The sequence below is a fragment of the Vibrio sp. 10N.247.310.17 genome (assembly GCF_041466605.1).
GTDB classification, from domain to species: Bacteria; Pseudomonadota; Gammaproteobacteria; order Enterobacterales; family Vibrionaceae; genus Vibrio; species Vibrio tasmaniensis_A.
Window position 1 is genome coordinate 1 of sequence record NZ_JBFSTC010000127.1, and the last position, 9,867, is coordinate 9,867.

Annotated in this window: 8 protein-coding genes; 6 read left to right on the forward strand and 2 right to left on the reverse strand. The window is 43.3% G+C overall.

Annotated features, from left to right (window positions below; genetic code table 11):
• Positions 1–132: 132 nt before the first annotated feature.
• A complete protein-coding gene (locus AB6D80_RS22860) occupies positions 133–1,380 on the reverse strand; it encodes an SGNH/GDSL hydrolase family protein (protein WP_029223172.1) in 1,248 nt (415 codons plus the stop codon).
• Positions 1,381–1,895: 515 nt separating this feature from the next.
• Here AB6D80_RS22860 and AB6D80_RS22865 point away from each other — a divergent pair.
• Both AB6D80_RS22865 and AB6D80_RS22870 read left to right on the forward strand, forming a co-directional pair.
• Positions 1,896–2,837: a lipase family alpha/beta hydrolase gene (locus AB6D80_RS22865; protein ID WP_372189692.1), complete on the forward strand. Its 942-nt coding sequence runs from the start codon at positions 1,896–1,898 to the stop codon at positions 2,835–2,837.
• A gap of 39 nt (positions 2,838–2,876) precedes the next feature.
• Positions 2,877–3,770: a lipase secretion chaperone gene (locus AB6D80_RS22870; protein WP_372189694.1), complete on the forward strand. Its 894-nt coding sequence runs from the start codon at positions 2,877–2,879 to the stop codon at positions 3,768–3,770.
• Between the two features lie 188 nt (positions 3,771–3,958).
• Here the strand turns inward: AB6D80_RS22870 and AB6D80_RS22875 are convergent, their stop codons facing one another.
• The gene (locus AB6D80_RS22875) at positions 3,959–5,602 is read right to left on the reverse strand and encodes a methyl-accepting chemotaxis protein (RefSeq protein ID WP_372064874.1); all 1,644 of its coding nucleotides are present in this window, start codon (positions 5,600–5,602) and stop codon (positions 3,959–3,961) included.
• 464 nt (positions 5,603–6,066) lie between these two features.
• Between AB6D80_RS22875 and AB6D80_RS22880 the strand changes: the two genes are divergently transcribed.
• The 4 genes from AB6D80_RS22880 to pstB all read left to right on the forward strand — a co-directional run bounded on the left by AB6D80_RS22880 (position 6,067) and on the right by pstB (position 9,695).
• Positions 6,067–6,888, forward strand: a complete 822-nt coding sequence (locus AB6D80_RS22880) for a phosphate ABC transporter substrate-binding protein (protein WP_009845822.1) — start codon at positions 6,067–6,069, stop codon at positions 6,886–6,888.
• A gap of 124 nt (positions 6,889–7,012) precedes the next feature.
• On the forward strand, positions 7,013–7,942 hold the full coding sequence (pstC, locus tag AB6D80_RS22885; protein WP_372189696.1) for a phosphate ABC transporter permease subunit PstC: 930 nt from the start codon (positions 7,013–7,015) through the stop codon (positions 7,940–7,942).
• A gap of 64 nt (positions 7,943–8,006) precedes the next feature.
• Complete coding sequence (gene pstA / locus AB6D80_RS22890; RefSeq protein ID WP_012600195.1) at positions 8,007–8,870, forward strand: phosphate ABC transporter permease PstA; 864 nt, start codon at positions 8,007–8,009, stop codon at positions 8,868–8,870.
• A gap of 75 nt (positions 8,871–8,945) precedes the next feature.
• A complete protein-coding gene (pstB, locus tag AB6D80_RS22895) occupies positions 8,946–9,695 on the forward strand; it encodes a phosphate ABC transporter ATP-binding protein PstB (RefSeq protein WP_009845819.1) in 750 nt (249 codons plus the stop codon).
• The last annotated feature ends 172 nt before the right edge of the window (positions 9,696–9,867 follow it).

Below are 9,867 nucleotides of genomic sequence, written 5' to 3' on the forward strand. Positions count from 1 at the left end.
AGCTCGGAAGGATCCTTCAACCGATCACTTTGGCTTTAACTGATCGGCATTACCTATGAAGGGCGGTTTTTTTGTATCTGGTTTCTACTCCTGAAAGGTGTTGTCTCAGGTTACAGAGTCATTCGAAAGGCTTTAGAAATCAAAGGTTGAGAATGAATACGCTAAGATATGGTCGGCAATGTATTTGTGGGTGGCGGTCGTTGGGTGTGTTACTCCCCAGAAGACATAGCTGTCTGATCCGTACGCTGCGCAATCATTGGTTAAGCTGTGACTTTTTAGGTAGTCGGCTGCTGAGCTTCTATTGATATTTAGGCAGGCATCACTCGCGTTTCGAAAGCCATGTTGCTCTGGATTATCGGTAATGCTGGCGAACAACGCGCTTGCATCGAACAACACCACGTTTTTACCCATGCTTTGGTAATACTTGGCCTGCGTCTTGATGAATTGATTGAACTCTAAAATCTTGCCACGAACTTTAATGATCTCTTGTTCAGTTGAGTATTTGAATTGAGGTGCTTTGGTTGCATCAGGCAAGGTGAACAGCAGGATATTGTTTGCACCAGATTCCGTTAAGCGGATCAAAGCGCTGCTGAAATCGGCTTTTACATCGGCCACTTCTCGGTTGTAGTTCATAAAGTCATTGAGGCCAAACTCTAAAGTAAACAACGAGTTTTCTGGGCGGTAGTTTTTGGCGATTTTCATATAGGTTAAGTAAGAGGTGACTTGGTCATATACTCCGGTTAATGCGACGTATTGATTGGTGCCAGCAGCCCCACCTACTGCCCAGTTATAAAGAGGCACATCTTTCGCCTTGGCTAAATACTCTGTCCAGACTAAACCGTTTGAAAAGTGCCCTAAAAACCATGAGTTTGCGTTCGGGAAAACCCATTGAGAACCGTTAAATAGGTTACCGGTGTCAGAAAGACTATCACCGAAGGTGACGATACGGTTGATGGTGTTCGCTTGGACAACGTTGTCATTTGTCCAAATCGAGTGGTTATAAGAGAAGCGATTGTCTGCTGCAAAGTAAGTGATGTCTGCGGCGTCATGTTGGATGTCGAGCGTCTGTTCACAACGCTGCTTGATTTCAGATTGAGGAGCGTCACTGTAGAACATGTTCTTGAAGGATACAGAAGACCACCAGTATCCATTGATTGTGTAGTAATCACCATTTTCCTTTTTCGCCCATTTCCAGTCGGTGGCTGGAGAGTCATGTGAGGCATCGGTTCGATACCAGCATCGAACATAAGAATAGGTCTCTGAACCTTGTGTACTAAGTACTTGTGCGGATGTAATGGATTCAGGTGTCGGTATTGAATCTTCAGCAGCATAAGCGCCAAAAGGCAGGGTTAATGCGAGTATAAAAGCCGTATTTTTCATCATTGTATTCTCTTTTATATTTAGTGAGCCAAACAAAACGTTGTTGCTTGTGACTGTTTTAATAACTAAATTGCAGATAACTGGTATGACCTGTATCTAAAACCAATAGCTCTCGTCAATACATTCAGGTTGTTAGCGGCTCATAACTGGCATAAGTGTCAAAGTTTCAACCACTTTTTGATTGAAAAACAATGGCTTCGAAGTGAAATGGCTAATATCTAACATTTGATTTTAACGAACTATCGCAGGCAAACACGTCGCCATTGACCGGTATGTGATGACTTGTCTATTGAATGCTAAATGAAAACGTTATCAGAAGGGTGGGAGGTAAATTATAATTTAATCAGTAGCTTACCCGTTGGTAATATCAAGCGACGTTGCATTTTCTATGTTCATCACAATTGTTTAATTCAAGTTCAATATCACAAATATCAAGTTGTTACTTTTTGTTTTATAAAATCATCATCTACGGTTTCCTTACTCATCAGAGGTCTAATCTGTTTAAGGAAAGAGCATTGAAAAAGATATTAATTTGGACGATAGCCTGCCTATCCAGTTTTGGCGTCTATGCCGGAACAAGCGCATCAGCATTAGAAACCAGCGGATACACTGCAACGAAATACCCTATTATGCTGGTACACGGTTTGTTTGGTTTCGATACATTAGCAGGCGTGGATTACTTCTATGGCGTACCGGAGTCTCTAACAAAAGATGGTGCGAGCGTATACGTTGCTCAGGTTTCTGCTACCAACAGTTCCGAAGTTCGTGGTGAACAGTTACTCGCTCAAGTAGAGACGCTGTTAGCCGCGACAGGCGCAAGTAAAGTGAATCTAGTTGGTCATAGTCACGGTGGTCCTACTGCGCGCTATGTCGCATCGGTTCGACCTGATCTTGTTGCTTCGGTGACGAGCATTGGTGGTGTTCATAAAGGATCTAAAGTGGCAGACCTTGTTCGCGGGACGGTATCTGAAGGGTCAGTTTCAGAAGGTATCGCGGTTAAATTGGCTGGTGGATTGACGGCGCTTATCAACCTATTATCTGGTGGAACGGATCTTGATCAAGATGACCTTGCGTCTCTTGAAGCGTTGACCACTGAAGGTTCGCTTGCATTCAATCAGTTTTACCCTGAAGGCGTGCCAACGTCTGAGTGTGGTGATGGTGAATGGCAAGCAAACAACGGTGTCTATTACTATTCATGGACAGGCTCTTCCACTTTTACCAACCTTCTTGATCCTACCGACGGAGCGATGACAATCCTTGGTTTAGCTTTCAATGAACCTAATGACGGGTTAGTGGGAGCATGTAGCGCGCATTTGGGCAAAGTGATTGGTGATGATTACAAAATGAATCACCTAGACGAGATCAATGGACTATTGGGTATCCACCATCTTTTTGAGACCGACCCGGTGACCTTATATCGTCAGCACGCCAATCGATTGAAGTTGGCTGGCCTTTAGGTTGCACTGCCCATTCATAAAGAGAACAAGGAAAGTATGATGAAAAAGATCGCCATTTTGTCGATAACCACGATAGCCCTGATGAGTACAGCGGCGGTCTTTTTATATCTAAAGAAGGAAGATACAAGTTCATATAATAACAGCGAACAAAGCGCTTCTTTATTTAAGGTCGCTTCTCAACAAGATACTGAAATCGATAACGCATCAGCTAAAGACATGATGGAATATTTCGTGTCAGGCAATACAGAATTAACCCTCGAAGATATTCGCGACAACGTGGCAAAACACCATGAGCAATCACAAGCCGCGGTGGTCGATGAAGCTTTGTTCGCTAAATATCTTGAGTACAAGTCGGCACTGACATCATTAGATGTCCAATTTGATACCACCTCAATATCCGCAGAGGATCTACGCGCACTGAATCAAGCTCTCCTCGATCTTCAAGCGCAGTTTTTCAGTGAGATCGAGATAAGTATTTTGTTTACCCATGACAACAGAATGAGGGAAATCGCTTTAGAAAAGTTACTTCTGAAACAAGAAGGGCTAGACGAGTCAGAATATCAGCAAAGGCTTGAGTCTTATCTATCTGAACAGCCAGATTACGTTCAAGCCAGTCATCAAAATCAGGTGTTATTGCAGCAACTATCCAGCTCTAAGGGCTTAGATGAACAAGGCCGGTACTTGAAGAGAAACGAACTGGTTGGCGAAGAAGCGACGCAGAGGCTCGAAGCGCTTGATCAACAAAGGGCGGACTTTGATGGAGCTTTAGAAATTTACTTTGTTGAACGAAACGACATTTTGAATGACTCAGCACTCTCAGAAATTGAGCAACAAGAGACTATCGCACAACTTCGGACTACGCATTTTCAGCCAGAACAACTTCGAAGAGTGGAAGCGATTGAAAGAATCAGAGCCGCTGAGAGCGATCAGTAATCTCCAGCAATTAAAAATGCCAACTATTGATGACTCAATAGTTGGCTTAATAATGAAGATCGGTTACTGCAATCTATACATGGTAAGTAAGTGCTTACAGTTTAAGGCTTAAATTTTGTATCCTAGAGCCTATACCATAAGCCGTTACAGCTGAACCTTAAAGATTATTCGCCCTTAACCCTTACCCCTTAAACCTTAAAGAAGCCCAACTGCTGCTTTTGTTGTTCAGCGAGGTTTGATAACTCGTGGCTTGCTGCTGCTGCTTGGGTAATGCCGGTTACGTTTTGGCTTACTAAGCTGTAGATATTTGAGATATTACGGTTAATGTCTGAAGTCACTTGGCTTTGCTCTTCTGCAGCAGCGGCGACCTGAGTGTTGATTTCCGTGATATCCGTTACTGAGTTCGCAATGCCGGAAAGTGCAGAGCTTACCTCACCCGAAAGCGTCTGGTTATGCTCCAGCATAGACAGCGAACTGCTCATACTCTCATTCGCGTTTCCAGATTGAACCTGCAAGCCTTCAATGATGGTTTGGATTTCCTTGGTCGAATCTTGTGTACGTGCTGCTAGCATTCTCACTTCATCAGCTACAACCGCAAAACCACGTCCGCTTTCACCTGCACGAGCGGCTTCAATGGCAGCGTTAAGCGCAAGAAGGTTAGTCTGCTCTGAGATGCTTTGAATAACCTCAATGACATTACCAATCTTCTCTGAGTGCTCTTTTAGCGTGCCAACTACGTTCGCAGCTTCGCTAAGCTGAATCGCCATTTGCTCGTTTGCTTGGTTACTTTCATTAAACAAGCTCATGCTGTGTGTCGCCATTTCGTCAGCTTGCTTAGACGCGGAGTCGGCTTGTACTGCATTTTCGTTGACGTTTGCTGCTGTGCTCTCAAGTTGATTCACGGCAGAAGCAACTTGTTCCACTTCTTGCTTCTCTTGGTCTGAGTTCGCACTTGATTGTGTCATTACAGCAGCTAGTTCAGTCGATGCTGACGCAACTTCGATGCTGATTCGAGACAGTGAACTTACCGTGTCACGCAATTGCTCAACGGATTTGTTTACGTCTTGCGCAAGACGTGAGATCTCATTGTCTCCATGTTCTTCGGCTTTTACTAGCAGGTTACCTTTTGCTACTTCGCGCATGGTTGCCTGAATATTGTTGATTGGTTTAACAATGATGCCAGCCAGTGTCCAGCTAATAACAAGAGCAATAGAAAGAATCACTAAAAGCCCAATAGTCGCAGTATTTAGGGTGCTAGTGTGTTGCTGACCATTGGTATGGACTTGTTGAGTAGCAAGCAAGTTTAGCTTTTTAGAAAGACTGTCGATTGCTTTTACCATTTCGTTACCTGCATGGCGGTATTGGTCAATTGCCGTTTGGTAACGAGTATCAAAGTCAGAAGTTAGCACTGAGTTACCGTGTTTTGCCTTTAACAGGGGAAGCATGGTATTGCGTGAAAAGTTAACGTAATGGTCCATCGCCTTGCTCATTGCTGCGACTTCATCTTGCATACCTGGCACTGTGTCTAATGAGCTCAGTAGGCGTGAGTTTTGATCGCGTTTTTGATTAAGCGTTTCAACGAGTGTGTTTACATCATCAGGGTTGAACAAGCTATAGATTGCTTTGATGCGCATGCCGTAACTATTGTCGACGATTTCGCTGAGTTCTTCTTTATGTAGAATGAGTTGATCTGTTGCTGTTGATACATCTTTAAATGCGTTTTCCAGCTTGTCACCACCGATGATGACACCCGTCAAAAGTAATATGACGGAAAAGAGTACTGGAATAAGAATTTGTATTTTAATTGATAAGCCACTGAGAAGTTGGCGCATGAATTGTCCCTCTATAAGTAAGTAAATGAGCCGATGCAATTGCTTTTATTATAATTATCCCGTGATTCTAACTACTGAGAATGACAATTCAATCAGTAATACATTCGATTTAGATATATGCGATAGGTAATTGATAAATTACGGTTATTTATTGTGCAAAATGAGCGTTTTTCTTTATTTCTCTATGGTTTTCCCGTTATGGTTTGGTGTGTGGTAATTGGTAATATTCGGTATTGGTGGAATGTTGAACGATTTGGGTTAAATAGATTGAAATAAGTGTTTAACGTTTATGAGTTATTTAAACTTATTGCTTCAAGGTTATTTGACACGAAAAAAGACGAAAATAAATGTCAGCTGTCATATAGGCTTCAATTTAATGAAACACAACTGTCACATTCAGATTCTAAAGTGGGCACCGTTCAAGTTAAACACAACGGCAATAACGCCACTTAAGGAAATTTGTGATGAAAAAGACAGTTATCGGTGCAATCGCTCTTTTAGGTGCACTAACAGTGACTCCAGCTTCAGCTAAAGAAACTATTTCAGCAGTTGGTTCAAGCAGCGTGACGCCACTGATGGAAGTTTTCTCTGAAACATACATGAAAACGAATTCAAACGTATTTATCGAAGTACAAGGCCCTGGTTCGTCTGCTGGTGTTAAAGCGGCGAAGAACGGCAGTGCAGATTTAGGTATGTCTTCTCGTAACCTTAAAGATAGCGAGAAAGAAACAACACTCGTTGAAGAAGTGGTTGCTCGTGACGGCATCGCAGTCGTGGTTAACCCTAAGAATGGTCTTGACGGTCTAACGGCTGAGCAAGTAACGGCTATCTACAAAGGTGAAGTAACAAACTGGAAAGACGTTGGTGGTGCGGACAAGCCAATCGTAGCAATCACTCGTGATACAGCATCTGGTACTCGCGGTGCATTCGAAGACATCATGTCTCTTAAAATGAAGATTTCTGGCACGAAAGTATCAGCAATCTCTCAACGTGCTCAAGTTGCTAACGGTAACGGTGCACTAAAAACAATGGTTGCATCTAACCCTTACGCAATCGGCTATATCTCTTTAGGTACAGTAGATAACTCAGTAAACGCGCTTGCAATTGACGGTACTGAAGCATCTGTAGACAACGTTAAGAACGGTTCTTACAAAGTAGCTCGTCCTTTCCTAGTACTTTACAAAGAAGGTAAGCCTTCTTCTGAAACTCAAAAGTTCCTAGATTGGATGCTAACTGACGAAGCTCAATCTCTTGTTGAGAACAAAGGCTACATCTCAGTTAACTAATCTATATCTCAATTAATTAAATATTGCTCAGTCTACCTTTTCAGGCTGAGCCTTTTCTATCCCACTTCGAGTTAATCCGTACGCTTATACAGCGTGTTAAGGATTTCGATATGTGAGACTTGTTATGACCATCGCAACGAATAGTGAACAGCTTATGAATAGCGAAGCGACTCAACTGAAACGCGGCTTACGTAAAAAGAAGCGTGTAGATTGGAAAGAGCGTATTTTTCACGGCTTATTCCTTACTAGCGCAATCATCGGCATCGTATCCCTTGCTGTTATTGTTTTTTTCATCGTTAGAGAAAGTATCCCTGCGTTCCAGGAAGCGGGCCTATCGGGCATCGTGCTAGGACAGAACTGGCTACCACCAGCACTTTACGGTGTTGCTACCATGATTGTGGCATCTGTCGTATCGACATTAGGTGCAGTAGTGGTCGGTGTGCCGATTGGTGTGTTAACGGCAATCTTTATTGCTGAAATCGCGCCAAAGCGTCTGGCGGACATCATTCGTCCTGCTGTCGAATTGCTAGCGGGTATACCTTCGGTAGTTTACGGCTTCTTCGGTCTCGTTATTATCGTTCCCCTGATTCAAAACGTATTTCAAGTGCCTGCGGGTAACACGATTTTGGCGGGTATTATTGTATTGGGAGTGATGATCCTTCCGACGGTAATTACGGTTTCTGAAACCTCAATCCGTGCTGTACCAAGAACGTACAAAGAAGGCTCTTTAGCGTTAGGTGCTTCAAAGATCTTTACCATCTTTAAGTTGCTCGTTCCGGCTGCTCGCTCAGGCATTATGACGGGCGTAATTTTGGGTATAGGCCGTGCTCTTGGTGAAACGATGGCAATCATTATGGTGATGGGTAATGCGCCGGCAATGCCTGAAGGTATTCTAGATTCAGCGCGTACACTAACCGCGAACATTGCGATTGAAATGTCTTACGCGAGTGGTATTCACGCAAGTGCGCTCTATGCGACGGGTGTTGTTCTCCTTGTTTTCATCATGTCTCTGAATGCAATTCTCCTTTACTTGAACCGTGAGAAGGCGAGGTAACATTATGTCTTTAGAAAATAACGTAGCACCTCAAACTAATCCTACGAACCCGCAAGGTAAGACGATGAATAAAATCGCGTTAAAGAAAGCCCGCGCACGTAAAGACGCCGTTCTGAGTGGTTTTATATGGGCTGCTGCCGCGTTAACGGTGGGCTTCTTGTTCTGGATTATGTGGTACATCCTCTCAAACGGCTTACAGCACGTTGATTGGAATTTCATCACGGATGACTACACGCGAACGGGCGATGAGCACGGCATTTTTCCGATGATCATCTCGACCATCTACATGGTTATTGCTTCGATTGCGGTTGCGGCGCCATTGGGTATCATGACGGCAATCTACCTGACTGAATACGCAAAAGTAGGCAGTCGCTTAGTTAAGATCATTCGATTTTGTACCGAATCATTAGCAGGTATTCCGTCAATCATCTTCGGTCTGTTTGGTATGACATTTTTCGTAGCTATTTTAGGTTTAGGTTTCTCTATCCTATCGGGCGCGTTGACACTGAGTATCTTGATTCTTCCAGTGATTATTCGTACTACTGAAGAAGCGTTGATGGCGGTATCTCAAACTTATCGTGAAGGCTCATATGGTTTAGGTGCTTCTAAAATCTACACAATCTGGCGTTTGATTCTACCAAGTGCAATGCCGGGTATTATCACTTCAGTTATTCTGAGTATTGGTCGTGTTATTGGTGAATCAGCGCCAGTATTCTTGACCGCAGGTATGGTTGCTCGTATCCCAGATTCATTATTGGATTCTGGCCGTACATTAACCGTTCACTTATATAAGTTAACGACTGAGCTATTTACGATTGAAGAATGGAATCAAGCATACGGCACAGCAACAGTACTGATTGTTCTTGTACTGCTGATCAACACACTCACGAAGTTGATCGCAAGACGTTTTAATACTGCAACTTACTAAGCAGGGTTTTCTAGAGCCAAATGAGCTCCTAAAACAAAAACAGTACAGACTTTGACGAATTACGAGATTACGAATATGAACAAATTTAATATTAAAGACCTAGACCTTTTTTACGGCGAAAACCAAGCGCTTAAATCAATCAACCTACCCGTGCCAGAGCGCCAAGTGACCGCTTTGATTGGCCCGTCGGGTTGTGGTAAATCAACGCTATTACGTTGCTTGAACCGAATGAACGATCTTATTGAAGGTGTAAAAATCACCGGCCTTCTTGAGATGGATGGCGATAACATCTACGGCAATATAGATGTGGCTGATCTACGTATCAAAGTCGGCATGGTTTTTCAAAAGCCAAACCCATTTCCAATGAGTATCTATGAAAACGTGGCATACGGACTACGTGCTCAAGGTATCAAAGACAAAAAGCACATTGATGAAGTGGTTGAAAGTTCACTTCGCGGCGCGGCGCTTTGGGATGAAGTGAAAGATCGTTTGAAAGCACACGCATTCGGTTTGTCTGGTGGTCAGCAGCAACGCCTATGTATTGCTCGCACCATTGCAATGCAACCAGACGTAATTTTGATGGATGAACCGACTTCAGCACTTGATCCAATTGCGACTCATAAAATAGAAGAGTTGATGGAAGATCTGAAGAAGAACTTCACTATCGTTATCGTAACGCACTCAATGCAGCAAGCCCGCCGTATTTCAGATCGCACGGCTTTCTTCCTAATGGGGGAGCTTGTAGAGCACAACGAAACCAGCGTTATCTTCAGCGAACCAAAAGATGATCGCACTAAAGGTTATGTAAACGGTGACTTTGGTTAATTGCTTAATCGATAACGTGGTCAATACCACTAACTGAAACGCAGGCTAGATAATCGATTCGATTTACAGAATTATCACTATAACTATAAGCGATGGAAGTTTTGCCCCACTTTAGGTGGGGCTTTTTTTAGGTTCATCGCGGCTTTCCGGGGAAAGCCGCTTTTATCTTCAA